We start from the raw sequence: 16,791 nt of genomic DNA, 5'->3' as shown, positions 1-16,791 counted from the left end.
GAATGGCTAGGAAGACCATCTTTATCGACTTTTCAAAGTGCATTGAGTGCCGCGCCTGTGAGGTCGCCTGTGAAAGGGAGCATAACGGAAGGTCCTTCATCAACGTATTCGAGTGGCAGGAAATGGCTGCTATGGCGCTCAACTGCCGCCACTGTGAGAAGGCACCGTGTGTTGAGGTCTGTCCGACAAATGCGCTCTATCGCGACGAGGATGGTGCGGTTCTGCTGGCACCGCAGAAGTGTATCGGCTGTCTCATGTGCGGTATAGTCTGTCCCTTCGGAATACCGGAACTTGACCTCATTAATAAGATCATGATGAAATGTGACCTCTGTGCCCACAGAAGGGCTGAAGGGAAGTTGCCTGCCTGTGTTGAGACTTGTCCAACGGATGCTCTTCTCTACGGTGACTTCAACGAAATAATGAGAGAGAGAAGGAAGAAATTCACAGAGAAAGCCATCAGGCTAGCAAAGACTGCGGAACGCATCAAGCTGACTGGAGTGTGAATAATTATGGAGGAACTTTTCCTTCTTTCCTTTTTAATTCCACTGATTGGAGGTCTTTTACTGTTTACACTCGACGGTAAGAGGGCAGACTATTTCATGCTCATCACGGTCATCTTAGCAACCATCTTGAATCTTGTGGGTGCTTATGAATTCTATTCTGCGGGAATGCCATCCATCCATAAGGTTTTTGTGAGCTCCGCGAGCTTTGGCGAGGTCTATGGCCTTTTAATAGATCCGATGAGCGTGTGCGTAGGTTTGGTCGTCATAACGGCAGGTCTGCTCTTCATGCTCTATGCTAAGGACTACATGAGCCCAGACAACAAGGAACATCCAGTTTACGAGGGTAAAGGCCGCTTTTACGCTTGGATGGTTCTCTTCATAGGTGCAACGTTGGCCTTCATTTACTCCTCTTCCGTTCTTCAGCTTCTGATATTCTTTGAGCTCATGAGTCTTGCCTGTTGGGGTGTGGTTAGCTATTACAGGACGAACAAGGCCAAGAGGGCCGCTTACAAGGCGCTGATAGTTACTAACTTTGGAGCGATGATAGGCCTATACACGGCAGTTGGAATCGGCCTGACTAGGCTTCATGACCTCAGCCTGTTCGCGTACTCGGGCCTTGACGACCACCTCAAGCTTATCGTTTTCATAACGGTGATGATAGCGGCCTTCACGAAGAGCGCTCAATTCCCACTATACTCATGGCTTCCAGATGCTATGGAAGCTCCAACACCAGCAAGCGCTTTTCTCCATGGGGCGGCGATGGTTGAGATGGGCGTCTTCCTCCTCGCGAGGTTCATCCAGTTTATGCACCCAATCCCCAGGGAGGGCTTTTACGTCATGGCTGCCCTGATAATAGCCACCCAGATAATCTGCATCCTCATGTATCCGCTCCAGAGGGATGCAAAAAGACTCCTCGCATACTCGACCATAGCCGAGTCGGGCCTAATGTATGTAGCCCTCGCGACAGCTGTCCTCGGATTACAAGGCGGACTGCAGGCCTCCATCTTCCAGCTATTCAACCACGCCTACATCAAAGGCCTGGCATTTCTAACGGCCGGAACCTTCAGCTACGCCCTCGGAACGCTCGATATGAACAAAATAAGAGGCCTAATCAAAGCTCCGACAGTCGGCTACAGCTGGACCTTCGCGCTACTCGGCTTGGCAGGAGTCCCACCCTTTGGTGTCTTCTTCGGTAAGCTTGGCATACTCAGCAATGCTCAAGCGATGAGTGAGAGTGCCCTCGTTATTGCCATGTTTATCCTGCTACTCATAGACTCAGCCGTATTCCTCATGGTGTCCCTGAAGAGGATACACGGCATGGTTTTCAGCGAAGGTGATGTGAAGGTCGAGATAACGCCTCTGATGAAGGCGGTGATGATTATCTTACTCGTACTCGCGATAATAGCTCCGTACATAGCCTATCCACTCGTCATCAAGGTGAGGTGGTGAGGAATGTTCGAGTTCACTCTCACACTCTCACTCGACAGGACGGCTGTCCTATTTGTCTTCAACGTTGCGATACTCGGCTTGGCAGCAATACTCGCATCGGTGAGATACCTAGAGATTTACACCTTCAGGCCGAAGATCCCTTACTATCCAACCCTGCTAATCTTCATCGTCTCAATGCTTCTCATACCTCTCGTCCACGACTGGCTCAGCTTTCTCTTTCTCTGGGAGATAATGACGCTTGCATCCTATTTCCTCATAATCTATGACTGGCCTGAGGAGAGTGCCAAGAAGGCCGGGTGGAAGTACTTTGCAACAATGCATCTCCTTGATACCTCGCCACTGATGCTAGCTATCGCAATATACTATGCCTCCCATGGCACCTTCAACTTTGGATCTATAACTGCTCACGGGAATATTATCGTTGCTCTGTTTCTCCTTGGATTCGCGGCCAAGGCGGGTCTCTTCCCGTTCCACTTCTGGCTACCGGATGCCCATCCAGCAGCACCCAGTCCAGTCTCGGCATTGTTAAGCGGTGCAATGGTCGAACTTGCCCTATATGGAACAATAAGGGTGCTTAAAAGCGTTGGCTGGAGCACCTCAGAGTGGATAATCTATACGCTCGGAGCTATGGCGGTTCTTAGCATGCTCACTGCGATGCTCAGCTATTCTATCCAAGATGACGTCAAGAGGCTCTTTGCCTGGTCAACAATAGATAACATGGGTTGGATGTACCTGCTGATCTTAGCTGGTCTACTTGGAGTTACTGGCGTTGAAAAGAGCATTGGTTACTATGTTGTTTCCCACGGTCTGGCTAAGGCAGCAGCCTTCATCTCGACGGGAGCTCTTCTCTATGTCTTTGGAACGAGGAATCTTGATGAAGTCAGAGGAATAATGAACTCCGACCAGCTCACCGCTGGACTACTGATGACCTCAATATTTGCCCTAGAGGGTGTTCCACCCTTTAACCTTTTCCTGAGCAAGCTTGACGTCATAAGAATCCTCTTGGCAGTTAGTCCGGGTCTAGCTTACTTCGCCGCCATTGAGTGGGTGGTGGCGTTTGTTCTGTTCCTCAGGGTGATTCACACGTACATAATCAGCGACGGTAGGCCGGAACCTAAGAGGAAGCTCGCGGGAAGCATAGTGATAGCGGTGGCAATGCTCCTGCTCCTCTCGATGGTGAGCCAGTTCGTCTGCGAGTATTTATGGGTAAGGTGGTGAGGGATGATGGAGTTTTTCACTCTCACGTTAGGCCTTTATATGGCTTCGATGCTTGCAGTCCTACCCCTCAGGAACAACTATGAGAAGTCAATTCGCGTTGGGCACGGCTTCACGGCGTTGGCTTCACTGGCACTGTTGGCCTTCGTAATCGAGGCCTTACCCACCGCGGTAAGGGGAGGGGCCATCGACTTAACCCTGGTCGGAATTTCCTTCCACATTGATGGGCTCTCTTTGATACTCTGCATGGTTCTCGGCATCCTTGGGCTAGCTACCTCACTTTACTCCCCGCGCTACATGGAGTCCTACAAGAAGCTCGGAAGAGGATGGGTCTACATAATTCTCTACTCGACCTTCATGCTTTCAATGATACTCATAGTAACGGTGGCCAACTTGCTCTGGTTCGTGTTCTTCTGGGAAGTGATGACCCTAGCCTCTTACCTGCTTATGATATGGGAGCACAACGAGGATCACGTCAGGAAGGCCGGCTGGAAGTACTTCGTCACCATGCACATTACTAGCACACTGCCTCTTCTCTTGGCCCTGGCCTTGCTCTACGCCAAGACAGGTTCAGTGGAGGGCTTGGACTTCGCGAACCTGTCCAAGCTCCATCTTGGGGCAATCTACTACCTCTTGTTTCTCATAGGCTTTGGCAGCAAGGCCGGCGTTGTTCCGATTCACTTCTGGCTACCGGATGCCCATCCGATAGCCCCAAGCAACGTTTCAGCATTGATGAGCGGTGCCATGATTAAAGTTGCCGTCTACGGCCTAGTCAGGCTCACATGCTTCGTCATGAAGCCGACAGAGATTTTTGGCTACATTGTTGGGGCCATAGGTGCAATAACCTTAACCGTTGGAACGCTCTATGCCCTCAAGCAGACCGATGCCAAGAGGCTTCTCGCCTATCATAGCGTTGGTCAGATGGGTTACATCTGGCTCGGAGTAGGCACCGGAATCCTCTTCCTCGCCAAGGGCGGCGAGTGGGCAGCCTTCGGAGCGATAGCTTTGGCCGCTGGGCTTTATCACCTCCTTAATCATGCAATCTTTAAGGGTTTGCTCTTCCTCTCGGCCGGTTCCATCCTCTACAGGACGAGAAGTAAGGATCTCAACAAGCTCGCCGGACTTGCAAAGCTCATGCCAGTCACTGCGGTCTTCACTTTCGTGGCGGCAATGTCGATAGCTGGAGTTCCTCCCTTCAACGGTTTTATGAGCAAGTGGATGATATATCAAGCTACCTTCCTTTCAAGAAACATCGTCATCGTCATCTTTGGCATCTTTGCCCTCTTCATAAGCTCTGTGACCCTTGCATCTTTCCTCAAGTTCTATACGACAGCCTTCGGAGGTGAGCCCAACGAGCTGACCAAGGAGGCCAAAGAGGTTCCAATTGAGATGCTTATTGCTAAGGGTCTCTTGGCACTGTTGTGCCTTCTCTTCGGCCTGATACCCTCCACTGTAGTTCCACTGCTAGTCTCGCCCGGAAAGATCCTTAGTTGTTCTGATCTCTCGGGGTGGCTCACCATAACGCCCTCATTCATCATGATAAAGGTTCCTGGAATGCCTGCTGGAGGGGAGACGCTCTTCAAACCGCTCCTCTTCGTGATAGTCTTCGGCGTGGCTTTTACTGTGCTCTATGTGGCATTCCCGATTCGCAAGAGAATCTACAAGCCCTGGACACTCGGAGAACCCGTTCCAATAGACGCCTACAAGATGAAAGCTGGCAACTACTACGAGGCCTTCGAGGAATACATACACTTCCTCTATCGTTGGGGGAATGAACTAAGCAAGCTCGGCAGAAAGATAACAGATAGTACGAGTCACGCTTACCTCTGGCTCTGCACGAAGCTCCACGAAATATCTGGTACGATATCAAAGGCTCTAACCAACGCCGGTCTACTATATCTACGCTCTGCCAGCGAACTCTACCTCGATGAGTTCATCTTCGCACCCTTCGTCAAGATACTGTGCGGGCTTGGCCTTGTGCTCGACGAGGAAAGCAGGAAGGTCAACGCGGGCTTAACGCTGGCCTTTGTGACTTTGGCAATAATTTTAGTCTTGACACTCCTGTGAGGTGGTGAAGATGATCGAGAGGGCTATCTTTGGGATTTCCTCCCTCCTCGTAATCCTCGTCCTTCCACCTCTCCTCGACGGAATCAGCAGAAAGATCAAGGCGACAATCCAGGAGAGGCAGGGACCTCCGATCTTCCAGACCTATTATGACCTAACCAGCCTGCTCTCCATGGAGCCCACTCTTCCAACCGACAGGCTAGGCTTCATATTGGCCCCCTATGTCGCCCTTGCCGCTGTCATTTCAGCTGGAATGCTACTTCCCTATGGTAACTTCACCCCGATAGCGTTTTCCGGGGATATCTTCGTCTTCGTCTACGTGCTTGGGATATTCTCCGTTTCCCTCATGATGGCTGGCTTCCTCATGAATAACACCTACGCAAACGCTGGGGCAAATAGGGAGATGATGCTAATCCTTAGTGTCGAGCCGATACTGGGCATAGCTGTTGGAATAATGGCCTTGAGGGAAGGCACACTTAGTATCAGTAGCTTAGCCTTCAACTCAACACCCAACCTTGCGATGCTGTTAGCCCTAGCCTTCCTAGGCTACTGGGCCTACGTCGAGTGCGCCTTCATACCCTTCGACATAGCGGAGGCGGAGACGGAGATACTCGAAGGTTCGCTCGTAGAGTATAGTGGAAGGTTGCTTGGGCTATTCAAGTGGGCTCTATTAGCTAAAAGAGTTGTCTTGATATGGCTCTTCGCGAGCATGCTATTGATACCTCTCCTGAAGAACTACGTTGACGTCTCAACGCCACTTGGCGGTGCTATGATATTCATAGGACAGCTAACTCTCCTAATTATCCTCTACGCCCTGTCGGCGGTTATAGAGGCGACAACGGCGCGCATGAAGGTAATTCAAGCTCTCAGGCAGAACACCATGATATTTGTTATCGGGCTCGTTCTCTTGGTGCTCGCGTCCTTGGGGGTGGGAATGTGAGCGAGAGGGTTGGTAAAGACGCTCCCGCGGGAAGATCAAAGCCCATTGAGGGGAGGGTTGAAGTTACGCGGAAGTATCTTGACGATATCATCGAGAAATTTGGGGAGAAGATAAAGGACGTCAAGCAGGTTGCCTACAACCAATGGCTCATCACTGTCGAGAGGGAAGATTTGCCTGAGATCGTTCTCTACTTCCTCGATCATCCTGAGTGGAAGGAAACTCAGCTCTCTACAATGGTAGCGACCGACGAGAGGCCCCTGAACGGTAAGTTCAGCATCATATACTGGCTCAGCGTGAACGGAAAGGCCGGGGACTTCTACCTCGGTGTTAAGGCTTACATACCCGAGAACGAGTCATGGTTCATCTCGATAACGCCGAAGCACAGGGGCGCCAACTGGTACGAGAGGGAAGCTATGGAAATGCTGGGCCTTGAAGCGAGGGGTCATCCAGACCCGAGAAGGCTCGTCCTCCCCGATGACTGGCCGTCCTATGTTTATCCCCTCCGGAAGGACTTCCACTACTCGGACAGTCCACCTGGAGAGAAGTTCTACCCCTACAAGAAGCCCAAAGAGAACGAGTTTGTCGTTCCCTATGGGCCCTACCACGTCGCCCTCGAGGAGGCGGCCCACTTCAGGCTTTACGTCAGGGGAGAAACAATAACGGATGTTGACTACCGTGGCTTCTATGCCCATAGGGGGATAGAGAAAATAGTGGAGGGAAGGCTGACCTATGACCAGGTCTGCTTCATAGCGGAGAGGATATGCGGAATATGCGGTTGCACTCACTCAACTGCCTACTGTCAGGCCATTGAGAGGGCCGGTGAGATAGAGGTTCCTGAGAGGGCTGAATACATAAGGACAATAGTTCTCGAAATAGAGAGGCTCCACAGTCACCTCCTTCACCTCGGAATAGTCTGTCACCTCACAGGCTACGACTACGGCTTCATGAAGGCCTGGAAGATAAGGGAGCACGTCATGTGGCTGGCTGAACGCTTAACGGGCAACAGGAAAACTTACGGAATGCTCCTCATAGGAGGAGTTAGAAGAGACATTCTCGAGTACAGGCGCTCTCTCATAGAGAAAACCATCAAGAATATCAAGACTGAATTCGAGGAGTTCGTTGACGCTACAATTTCTACGAGAACCTTCGTGAAGCGCTGTGAGGAAGTTGGTGTTCTCCCCTATAAGCTCGCCAAGGAGTGGGACGTTGATGGTCCCCTTGGAAGGGCCTCGGGCAGAGACTTCGACGTCAGGAGGGATCATCCGTATGCGGCCTACAAGGATCTAGACTTCAAGGTTCCTGTTTACAAGGAGGGCGACGTCCTCGCTAGGGCCCTCCTTAGGATCGAAGAGGTCAGGGAGAGTATCTGGATCATCGAGCAGGCCCTTGACATGATGCCTGGGGGCGACATTCTGGCGGAATACAAGGATATACCTGCCTACAGGGAGGCAATAGGAGTCACCGAAGCTCCGAGGGGGGAGAACGTCCACTATGTTATGACTGGACCTGGGAATAAGCTCTATCGGTATCGCGTAAGGGCAGCGACCTACAACAACCTTCCGGCCGTTCCAGACATGATGAGAGGGTACACCATAGCCGACGCACCGCTCATAGTGGCCTCAATAGACCCATGCTACTCCTGCACTGAGAGGGTGCAGATAGTGGATGTCGAGACTGGAAAGGTAAAAGTTCTGACGCAGGCCCAGTTCAACAAGCTGTCCATAAAGGCCTCAAGGAGGGTCTGAGATGACGGTAACGCTGAAGTATCCGTTTGTAAAGCTCGAGGCCCCACCCGAATACAGGGGCATCCCGCAGATAGACCCAATGCTCTGTATTGGCTGTGGGGCTTGCATCAACGCCTGTCCACCCGATGCCATCCTTAGGATAGACGACTACGAGAAGGGAACGAGGAAGATTGTCCTCGACGTGGGAAGATGCATCCGCTGTGCTCGCTGTGAGGAAGTCTGCCCGACCGGTGCGATAAAGCTCACCAACTTCTTTGAGGCAGCATCATCCGATAGGAAGGATCACGTGGAAGTCGTTGAGCTCAGACTTGTGAGGTGCAAGAACTGCGGCAGGTACGCTGACTTTACCGTCAGGCAGGTTCAGAAGGCCCTTCAGATACTTCCGAAGAAAGTCTTGGAAGAAGACGCGCTCGAGGAAAAGATTTGGCTCTGCAGGGATTGCAGGAGAAAGGGAACAGTTGACAGGATGATAAGGGCCAGCAGGGAGGTGGTTCTATGAAGCCCAAACTCCGCTCCATATGGGTTTTCCACCTCAATACGGGCTCGTGCAACGGTTGCGACATCGAGATAATCGACGTGCTCACGCCGTTCTATGACGTCGAGCGCTTTGGAATAAAGCTAGTTGGAAGTCCGAGACATGCGCACGCGCTTCTTGTCTCTGGTCCGCTCACGAGGCAGGCCTACTACAGTGCTAAGGAGACGATAAAGGCGATGCCACCACAGCCAAGGGTGATAGTAGCCATAGGAACCTGTGCCTGTAGTGGAGGAATATTCTACAACGGCTATCCAATCTATAGAAGGCCCGAGAGCGGCAGAGAGAGTTGCGAGTACCCCCGGAAGGGAGGTATAAACGAGCTCTTGGAAGATCTCAAGGAGGAGGGAGAGCCGATAGGGCCGGTCATCTACATCCCCGGCTGCCCACCGAGGCCAGAGGAAATAATCTATGGGATAGCTCAGCTTATAGGACTCGTCGAAAAGAGGCTAAGCTATCAGGAGTACAGCGATGATACCATGAAATTTAGACTCCCAGAAGGTCCGATTGAGGAAAGGATAAGGCTAACCCTTAGGGAGAGGCTCAGGCACCTCGTCGGCTACCTAGATAGGGAAAGAATCCTGGAGGACTTCATGAAGCTCGTCGAGCAGGTAGAGAAGAGTGAGAACCCAAGAGAGGAGCTGGCAAGGCTCGTTAAAGATTATGCCGCCAAATGTGGCGATGTCAGACTGGCCTTCTGCATGGCACTACTGGAAAATGAGTATTGGAGGGTCAGGGATGCCTTGGATGCTGGTAAAGAGTTCGTATATTGGATTTAAGACCCACATAGGAGCTGGTCTTGCTCACATAGAGGGGGACTTCGAGGTGAAGGAGGTAGTCGGGGAGATAAGCCCCAAAGCAGCTCATATCCTTAGGAAGCGCTTCCCATATATCACGCTCGCTGATGCCCCTCTGATTCCCCTCGAGGAGCTGGATGAGAGGGATAGGCAACTGCTGATTAAAGCCCTTGCGGGTCTAAAGGAGGATGAAAGGCTCAAAATAGAGTGGAGGTGAAGGATTATGGCCGAGACTAAGGAAAAGGTTCTGTACGGAGTTGATATGACCTTCGAAGCGATAGCCAAGAAAGCCACGCCAAAGTTCAAGACGACACCAGGCAGGTTGCTCTTCGCTGGCTTTATGGCAGGTGCCTTCATAGCCTTTGGGTTCCTACTCGCTGTAGTTGCCGCCACGGGGTACAGTCCTAAGTTGTTCCCTGATAAGGGCAATATCTCAGCGTTCAAGTTGCTCCTCGGTGCTGTCTTCCCAGTCGGCCTCATAGCGGTCATCTTGGCTGGAGCAGATCTCTGGACGGGCAACGTGCAGTTCCTCAGTTCCGCTAAGGTCAAGGGCTACGCCGACTTCAAGTGCGTCCTCTATAACTGGTTCGGAAGCTACGGCGGGAACTTCATAGGCTCAATATTCCTCGCACTCCTAGCTGTTCCACTGACTGGCCTCTTTGGTCACGTTGGCGACCCGAACTACTTCGGCCAGGTCACGGTCAGCATAGCAACGGGCAAGGTCTCGAAGGACATACTGGCGTTGTTCTTCCTTGGTATTGGCTGTAACTGGCTCGTCAATGTGGCCATATGGCAGTCAGCAAGGGTTCAGGATGGTGCCGGTAAGATACTTGCCATCTGGTTCCCAATCTTCGCCTTCGTCGCCATAGGCTTCGAGCACGCTATAGCCAACATGTGGGCAATTCCGGCCGGCATATTCCTCAGCGACTACACCATAACCTGGAGTCAGTTCTTCCACAACCTCATACCGGTCACCTTCGGTAACGCAGTCGGCGGCTTCCTCTTCGTGGCCTTCTACTACTGGTACCTCAGCCACCCAGAGCTAACCACGGACAGAATCATCAAGGAGCTCGTTGACTTCTTCGTCGTCTTCATGGCTTTCTGGGCCGTTGCGACCCTTATCCCCGCAGGAATTGGCATAGCCCTCGACAAGGCTTTCGGGAAGGGCGCCATGTATCTCGTCCCGCTGGTGCTATCTCTCTATTACATCGTTGGTACCTTCCTTCTCTACAAGAAAACCAGGCGTGACTGACTCTTTCATTCTTTCATTTTTCATTCAGCATGAGAGGTGGTATAGATGCTCGAAGACGCGTTCATGACGCTCATGAAGCTTGTGATTCCACTGTACCTGCTGGCAATAGTTATCTACGCGGTTAGGGCCTTTAGAGGGCCAACGGTTCCAGATATAATACTTGCAGTGGACTGCATAAGCTTTGACCTAGCCGCCTTCATGGCTATCCTTGCCATTTACTTTAAGAGCGTCTTTCTGATCGGGGGAGCCATAACCCTTGCCCTCTGGGCGTACCTCCTGGACATATACGTTGCCAAACACTTGGCGAGAGGGGAGGTGGGAGCATGAGCGAGATCCTCTTCTATCTCGGAGCATTCATGATCATCATCGGTGGAATCTGTGATATTTTTGGGGCTATAGGACTACTTCGCTTCCCCAACTTCTATATCAGGCTACACGCCGCAACGGTAGGTACAATTGGCGGTGCAGTTATTCCTCTATTTGGAACATCACTCCTCGCCCTCGGGGCTGACTTTCTCCCTCACAAGTATGCGATAGCGGGAGCAAGCTTTGTCACAGGAGTTATCGTCCTCCTTGCGGCTCCGGCTGGAGCAACGGCTTTAGCCTATGCTACCCACAAGGCCAAACTCGTGAAGTGGGAGCCAAAAGTTGACGATCTTGCAGAGGTGAGAAGGAATGATTGAAGTTCACTTAATAATCCTAGCGATCGTGGCGATCCTTGGAATGGCCTTTTCATACCTCGCTGTGACCGAAAAGGATCTTCTCAAGGCCGTAGGTTACTCGGCAGCTCAGGCTGTGTCCTATGCTGTGGCCTTCTATATCCTGATGGCACCGGACGTTCTCCTAGCCTACATTGCCATCGCTGTTGGAATTTATTCAGCTCTTCTCATCTTTGTTATAAGCAAAACTGAAAGATATGAGGTGGTGTGAATGAAGCGCTTGCTTGGCCTGCTTATCCTGTTTACTGTGGTCATTGGCTTGGCACTTTATCTGAGCCTACCCACCCAGGAGAATCTTAGGAGTCTTGGCGAGTTCTATCTAAAGAACAGTTATTTTGGGAATTATTCGGCCAAGAGCCCGGAGGTTGTCACCTCAATCCTCTGGGACTATCGTGGTGTTGACACGCTCTTCGAGACTTCAGTGTTCTTCCTCGCGATAATAGGGAGCCTCACAATCTTCAGGGTGGAGATGAAGAAGAAGGAGAGAGGCGAAGCCAAGAGTTCCCTGCCTCTGCCGGTTCCAGTAGTTACCAAGTTTATCGCCACCCTCCTCCTAGCTATCTCGGCATCAATAGCACTCCACGGTCAGGTTACCCCAGGTGGTGGTTTCCAAGGTGGTGCGGCCTTAGCGGTTGCGCCGCTCCTCATAATTGCCGCATACTCTAAGTATGCACTCGAAAACAACGGCCTAGACAAGACGAAGGCGATAGTCCTCCGTTCAATAGGCCTCCTAGGTATAGTCCTTATCGCCTTAGCCCCCCTCCTCAGTGGAGGCTACGCAATGCAGAACCAGCCGATTTTTCCGGCCGAAGCTTTAGGCGTCCCCCTCGGAGGCTCGCTGGTCTACTACAACATCTTTGAGTTCCTTGCTGTGGGAGCGGGTTTCACGGCGGTGTTCCTCCTGCTTGCTATTCCTGAGGAAGAGTTCAAGAGGAAAGGGGGTGCTTATGAATGATTGCGTTTCTCTGGACTCTAACGCTACTCTCGATAATAGCCACCATGCTCATCGGCCTTTATGGGATAGCAAGGAGGCCAAGCCTCGTCAAAAAGCTCATAGCATTAACGATCTTCGGTGATGCGGTCAACCTCTTCGTGGTCGCCCTCGGCTATCGCCTGATATACCCGGTCGAGCCTCCGATCCTTCCTGAGTGGGAAAAGGGGGCGCTGAGCAACTTTATTGCTCACTCAGTTGACCCGCTCCCTCAAGCGTTGGTGATTACTGCGGTTGTCATTGGAATGGCCGTCAACGTCCTTATAGCCTTTGCGATAATCCAGATGTATCGCATCTATGGGAGCACTGACGTTAGGAATCTCAGAAGGAAGTTACCTGAAATACTAAGGGAGGGATTGTGAATGAGAGGCTTCCTACCTACGGCCCTCCTGGCATTCGTGACTTACATCATCTTCACAGGTTCAGCGACTCCTTATGACTTAGCTACCGGTGCGATCGTTGCCCTAGTTACCGGGGCCTTAATGGGGAAGTTCCTCATCAGGAGCGATGTCAAGGCCCTCAATCCGATTAGATGGCTTTGGGGGGCCATCTATTTCGTCTGGTATATGCTGGTGGCTGAAACGAAGGCTCATCTAGATGTCATGGTTAGGATAATCACTGGAAATGTTAATCCGGGCATAGTGAGGGTTCCCATCAGGGTGAAAACTGATTACGCGAAGACTCTAGTTGCCAATTCTATTACAAACACGCCGGGAACTGTTGTTGTGGACATGGATGAGAACTATCTCTATGTGAACTGGATTAACGTAACGAGTGAAGACCCGGAGAAAGCTAGGGAAAAAATCTCGGCTGACTTTGAGAAGTTCGCGAAGAGAATGTTCGAGTGAGGTGATGGAAATGAATGTCATTGGGCTCACACCCATAATCCCAATCGTCTTCGCCTTTGCACTCCCGCTAACATCAATACTCGTGAAGGGGAATAAAAAGATCATCCAGGCGTATGCTCTGCTCGGCACGGGTTTGACATTGCTCGCTACCTGCAAGCTTTTCAGGATGACTTATGCCACAGAAAAGCCGCTAATCTATACCTTCGGTGGCTGGAATGCACCAGTGGGCATAATCTACGAAGTCGACAAGATGAGCGCCCTCCTTGCTCTGGTCACAGCCGTGCTCATGTTTCTCATTGCCATTTACAGTTACCGGTACCTTGAAAGGGAAGGTAGCCTTGAATGGTACTACACACTTTATCTCGGCCTTGAAGCCGGCCTATTGGGGGTTTTACTAACAGGTGACGCCTTCAACCTCTTCGTCATGATAGAAGTCACCAGCATCGCAGCATACGCTCTTGTTATGTACTACAAGGACAGAGGCGATTCAATCTGCGCTGGTCTGAAATATGCCTTCATAGGTGCCGTTGGAACCACTATATATTTCTTGGCCCTAGGTGTCATATATTATGCCTTTGGAACCCTAAATATGGCTAACCTAAGCGCGATAATCCACGGAATAAACTTTCCGATTGCCACTGAGACCTACTATAACATAGCCGTTGCCTCCGGAATCGCCTTAGCCTTGGCCTCTTGGGCGTTTTTAATTAAGGCAGCAATAGTTCCCAACCACTTCTGGCTTCCTGAAGCTCACCCTGCAGCTCCGAGTCCTGTATCAGCGATCCTTTCAGGACTGGTCGTAAACGTCGGAATTTACTCCCTGGCAAGGTTCCTCTACACAATCTATGGCGGCCAGTTAAGTGGCCAGCTTGGTGATGTTGTTCATCTCATAGGCACGATCATCATTACCCTCGGCGCGGTTTCGGCGCTCTTCGGAGCTCTGATGATGAACGTCCAGAGGGATGTGAAGAAGCTCATAGCATACTCAACTATAATGCACATGGGCTACTTGGCCATGGCCGTGGGAATTGGAACACAGTTAGCCCTCCAGGCGGCGGTCTTTCACATGGTAAACCATGCAGTTACTAAGGCGTTGCTCTTCCTTGCCGTGGGAGTCTTCGTTCACGCGGCCGGCTCTAGAAACATTAACGACCTGGCTGGCCTAGGAAGGAAAATGCCTCTTGCAACCTTTAGTTTGGCCATAGCTTCCCTGGGTCTCGTCGGAATACCACCACTTAACATCTTCTTCAGCAAACTGCTACTGTTCAACGCCTTCATGGAGAAGAGCTTTGTTCTGGCATTGATCCTTGTACTGAGCTCGATCATAGCACTCGTTGCCTACGTCAAGGTGCTCTACGAGATATGGCTCGGAAAGCGCACGGAAGAAGTGAACGTCAAAGAGCCTATGAGCATGAGCATAATCTGTCTGTTGCTAGCTATAGTCTCCATAGCTCTCGGTTTGCTGGCCCCGTACATAATTGAGCACTATATCAACCTAGCCGTGAATCAAACTATGGATTACGAACTCTATATAAAGGCGGCGCTCGAGAGTGCAACAAAGCTAAAACTCCCCTAACCCTTCCTATTTAACCCTTGGTTAGGAAGAGAAGGTTCAAAAAAGTCTTTTATAGGCTGGGAGAAAGCTAAAATTGAAAGAAGGGAAAATTCAAGCCAAATCAGAAGAGAGGGAGTAGGGTATGCTTAACGAAGATAGATGCATTGGTTGTGGTGCATGTTCAAAGGCATGCCCTCATGGAGCCATAATTGTTCGCGAGGGACAAATAAGGATCTTGGAGTTCCACCCTGAACTCTGCAAAGACTGCGCATTTGAATGTAACACCTCTTGTCCCACGAGGGCAATTGAAGGAAGGCCCTCTTTCCAAATATTGGAGTTCGAATATGCCACCTGTGCTATGTGCGGACAGAGGCTTCCACTCACAAGGAAAGAGGCAGAATATCTTGCCCAAATACTCATAAAATCTGGTGAAAGACCCGAATTCGCGTATTTGTGTGATGAATGTAAGATAAAACTCCAGTCACGTGCATCAAAAGCCTATTATGGATATATGATCTGAGAGGTGATCCGCCGTGAAGGGTATAAGATTTGCCTTCCTATGTAGGGAGAAACCTGAACCTACTGGAAAGAAGGTGGCTGTTATTGGTGCCGGTCCAGCTGGCCTTGCAGCTACTGGCTACCTCGTTTGCCACGGACACGAGGTTCATGTTTATGACAAGCTTCCCGAACCTGGCGGTCTAATGCTTTTTGGAATACCGGAGTTCAGGATTCCCATTTATAGGGTCAGACTAGGTTACAAAGAGCTCGAAGAAGTCTTTGGCGTGAAGTTCTTCACTAGAACGAAGGTCATCTTCGGCGAAAGAAAGGATGAAGGGGATGAGTACGTCGAAAGAACCGTGAATTTTGAGGATCTTGTCAGGGATTATGATGCCGTGCTCATAGCTACAGGAACTTGGAAGTCCTGGGTGGCAAACATCGAGGGTATAAACCTGGAGGGGGTTTATCCGGCGCTTGAGTATCTATTTAAGATAAAATCTGCCAAACTCGGATATATGAACTGGACCGAAATTCCTCCGATAGAAGGGAAGAGGGTCATGGTTATAGGGGCTGGGCACACAGCTGTCGATGCCGCAATGGAGAGTCTCCTTCTTGGGGCTGACACTGTATATATGAGCTATCGCAGGACGATTAAAGAAGCTCCAGCAGGAGCATATGAGATAAACCTTCTGAGGAGCAAGGGCGTTAAATGGCTTGAACTTACAATCCCAGTAAGGATAGTAGGGGAGAACGGGAGAGTAAGAGCAATAGAGCTCCAGAAGTGTAAGCTTGGCGAACCCGATGAGACGGGAAGGAGAAAGCCAATTCCAATCGAAGGATCTAATTTCCAAGTGGAGGTTGATTATGTTGTGTGTGCAATAGGTCAGACGCCAACGCCTCCCTTCGCCGAGGATGTGGGTATAGCAGTTGACAAGAAGGGTAGGATAGTTGTTGATTCAAGACATATGACAAGTAGAGAGGGAGTTTTCGCGGCTGGAGATGTCGTTTTGGGCCCCTCAAAGGTTGGAAGGGCCGTTAAGGATGGGCTTTATGCAGCTGAAAGCATTCATAACTGGCTGAGTGGGAGGTGATGAAAATGAGAAGAAGGATTCTCCACGTTGATTATAGCCTCTGCATAGGATGTGAGACCTGCCAGTCCGTTTGTGAGTTCATCCATAACGGGAGGCCTAACATAAGGATATATTATACCGTCTCGGGTCTGCCAGTTCCAATAAGTTGTAAACACTGCGATAAAGCTCCGTGTATGGATGTTTGCCCTGCAGGGGCAATTCATCGCGATACTGATGGGGCCGTCATAATTGACCCCAAGAAGTGCATTGGTTGTCTCATGTGCCTTGCCGTCTGTCCTTTTGGCGCGCCGAGCTATGATGTGAGAATCAGGGCTGTTACCAAGTGCGACATGTGCGCCAACAGGAGAATGCTTGGAATGGAACCTGCATGTGCTGAGATGTGCCCAGCAGAGGCTATATTCTTTGGAAAGCCTGAGGAGATCGAGGACGAAATAAGGAGAAGAACGGCCGAGAAGATAGCTCGCGAAAGAATTTCTATTGGGAGCATGGAAAGTGTAGGACGGCTTCTTTAGCCTCTCTTTTTTCAACCTTTGGTTGAAAACAGCCGGTTTTATACTTCAATTTACAATTCTAAGCTTCAGAAAAGCATTTT

At 50.7% G+C, this 16,791-nt stretch carries 20 protein-coding genes; all 20 read left to right on the top strand.

From position 1 onward, the window contains the following. Nucleotides 1-2 precede the first annotated feature (2 nt). Nucleotides 3-503, top strand: coding sequence for a 4Fe-4S dicluster domain-containing protein (locus P8X24_RS00485; protein ID WP_068324062.1), 501 nt, complete (start codon nt 3-5; stop codon nt 501-503). Between the two features lie 6 nt (nt 504-509). Further along, nucleotides 510-1,952 (top strand): hydrogenase 4 subunit D, encoded by a 1,443-nt coding sequence (locus P8X24_RS00480; protein WP_372913582.1) that lies wholly within the window; start codon nt 510-512, stop codon nt 1,950-1,952. A 3-nt stretch (nt 1,953-1,955) separates the two neighbouring features. Beyond that, on the top strand, nt 1,956-3,170 hold the full coding sequence (locus P8X24_RS00475) for a complex I subunit 5 family protein (protein WP_068324067.1): 1,215 nt from the start codon (nt 1,956-1,958) through the stop codon (nt 3,168-3,170). Between the two features lie 3 nt (nt 3,171-3,173). Then, the gene (locus tag P8X24_RS00470) at nt 3,174-5,234 is read left to right on the top strand and encodes a proton-conducting transporter transmembrane domain-containing protein (protein ID WP_372913581.1); all 2,061 of its coding nucleotides are present in this window, start codon (nt 3,174-3,176) and stop codon (nt 5,232-5,234) included. Between the two features lie 10 nt (nt 5,235-5,244). Then, on the top strand, nt 5,245-6,171 hold the full coding sequence (locus tag P8X24_RS00465) for a respiratory chain complex I subunit 1 family protein (protein ID WP_372913580.1): 927 nt from the start codon (nt 5,245-5,247) through the stop codon (nt 6,169-6,171). Further along, nucleotides 6,168-7,916 (top strand): hydrogenase large subunit, encoded by a 1,749-nt coding sequence (locus P8X24_RS00460; RefSeq protein WP_372913579.1) that lies wholly within the window; start codon nt 6,168-6,170, stop codon nt 7,914-7,916. The genes P8X24_RS00465 and P8X24_RS00460 overlap by 4 nt, the downstream gene beginning before the upstream one ends. A 1-nt stretch (nt 7,917) precedes the next feature. Further along, nucleotides 7,918-8,415, top strand: a complete 498-nt coding sequence (locus P8X24_RS00455; protein WP_068324072.1) for a 4Fe-4S dicluster domain-containing protein — start codon at nt 7,918-7,920, stop codon at nt 8,413-8,415. Beyond that, the gene (locus P8X24_RS00450; RefSeq protein WP_372913578.1) at nt 8,412-9,227 is read left to right on the top strand and encodes an NADH-quinone oxidoreductase subunit B family protein; all 816 of its coding nucleotides are present in this window, start codon (nt 8,412-8,414) and stop codon (nt 9,225-9,227) included. Before P8X24_RS00455 ends, P8X24_RS00450 begins: the two co-directional genes overlap by 4 nt. Continuing rightward, entirely contained in the window at nt 9,196-9,462 is a 267-nt protein-coding gene (locus tag P8X24_RS00445) for a hypothetical protein (RefSeq protein ID WP_372913577.1), read from the top strand. The genes P8X24_RS00450 and P8X24_RS00445 overlap by 32 nt, the downstream gene beginning before the upstream one ends. A 6-nt stretch (nt 9,463-9,468) precedes the next feature. Then, nucleotides 9,469-10,497, top strand: a complete 1,029-nt coding sequence (locus P8X24_RS00440) for a formate/nitrite transporter family protein (protein WP_068324079.1) — start codon at nt 9,469-9,471, stop codon at nt 10,495-10,497. Between the two features lie 45 nt (nt 10,498-10,542). Next, complete coding sequence (locus P8X24_RS00435; RefSeq protein WP_068324082.1) at nt 10,543-10,824, top strand: monovalent cation/H+ antiporter complex subunit F; 282 nt, start codon at nt 10,543-10,545, stop codon at nt 10,822-10,824. Continuing rightward, nucleotides 10,821-11,180, top strand: coding sequence for a monovalent cation/H(+) antiporter subunit G (mnhG, locus tag P8X24_RS00430; protein WP_068324084.1), 360 nt, complete (start codon nt 10,821-10,823; stop codon nt 11,178-11,180). The genes P8X24_RS00435 and mnhG overlap by 4 nt, the downstream gene beginning before the upstream one ends. Beyond that, nucleotides 11,173-11,427, top strand: coding sequence for a hydrogenase subunit MbhD domain-containing protein (locus tag P8X24_RS00425; RefSeq protein ID WP_068324086.1), 255 nt, complete (start codon nt 11,173-11,175; stop codon nt 11,425-11,427). The genes mnhG and P8X24_RS00425 overlap by 8 nt, the downstream gene beginning before the upstream one ends. Next, on the top strand, nt 11,428-12,171 hold the full coding sequence (locus P8X24_RS00420) for an MnhB domain-containing protein (RefSeq protein WP_372913576.1): 744 nt from the start codon (nt 11,428-11,430) through the stop codon (nt 12,169-12,171). Then, on the top strand, nt 12,168-12,569 hold the full coding sequence (locus P8X24_RS00415) for a sodium:proton antiporter (protein ID WP_068324090.1): 402 nt from the start codon (nt 12,168-12,170) through the stop codon (nt 12,567-12,569). Before P8X24_RS00420 ends, P8X24_RS00415 begins: the two co-directional genes overlap by 4 nt. Next, on the top strand, nt 12,570-13,055 hold the full coding sequence (locus P8X24_RS00410) for a Na+/H+ antiporter subunit E (protein WP_068324092.1): 486 nt from the start codon (nt 12,570-12,572) through the stop codon (nt 13,053-13,055). A gap of 10 nt (nt 13,056-13,065) precedes the next feature. Then, nucleotides 13,066-14,631 carry a proton-conducting transporter transmembrane domain-containing protein gene (locus P8X24_RS00405; protein ID WP_372913575.1) on the top strand — a complete coding sequence of 522 codons (1,566 nt, stop codon included), beginning with the start codon at nt 13,066-13,068 and terminating at the stop codon, nt 14,629-14,631. Between the two features lie 121 nt (nt 14,632-14,752). Further along, on the top strand, nt 14,753-15,130 hold the full coding sequence (locus tag P8X24_RS00400; protein WP_372913574.1) for a 4Fe-4S dicluster domain-containing protein: 378 nt from the start codon (nt 14,753-14,755) through the stop codon (nt 15,128-15,130). Nucleotides 15,131-15,143: 13 nt separating this feature from the next. After that, nucleotides 15,144-16,199 (top strand): FAD-dependent oxidoreductase, encoded by a 1,056-nt coding sequence (locus P8X24_RS00395; RefSeq protein WP_068324098.1) that lies wholly within the window; start codon nt 15,144-15,146, stop codon nt 16,197-16,199. A 5-nt stretch (nt 16,200-16,204) separates the two neighbouring features. After that, on the top strand, nt 16,205-16,711 hold the full coding sequence (locus P8X24_RS00390) for a 4Fe-4S dicluster domain-containing protein (RefSeq protein ID WP_068324101.1): 507 nt from the start codon (nt 16,205-16,207) through the stop codon (nt 16,709-16,711). The last annotated feature ends 80 nt before the right edge of the window (nt 16,712-16,791 follow it).

The organism is Pyrococcus kukulkanii (assembly GCF_041647995.1).
In the GTDB taxonomy this organism is placed as follows: Archaea; Methanobacteriota_B; Thermococci; order Thermococcales; family Thermococcaceae; genus Pyrococcus.
The sequence above is the reverse complement of the archived record's forward strand: the minus strand, read 5'-3'. Positions and strand labels throughout refer to the sequence as shown.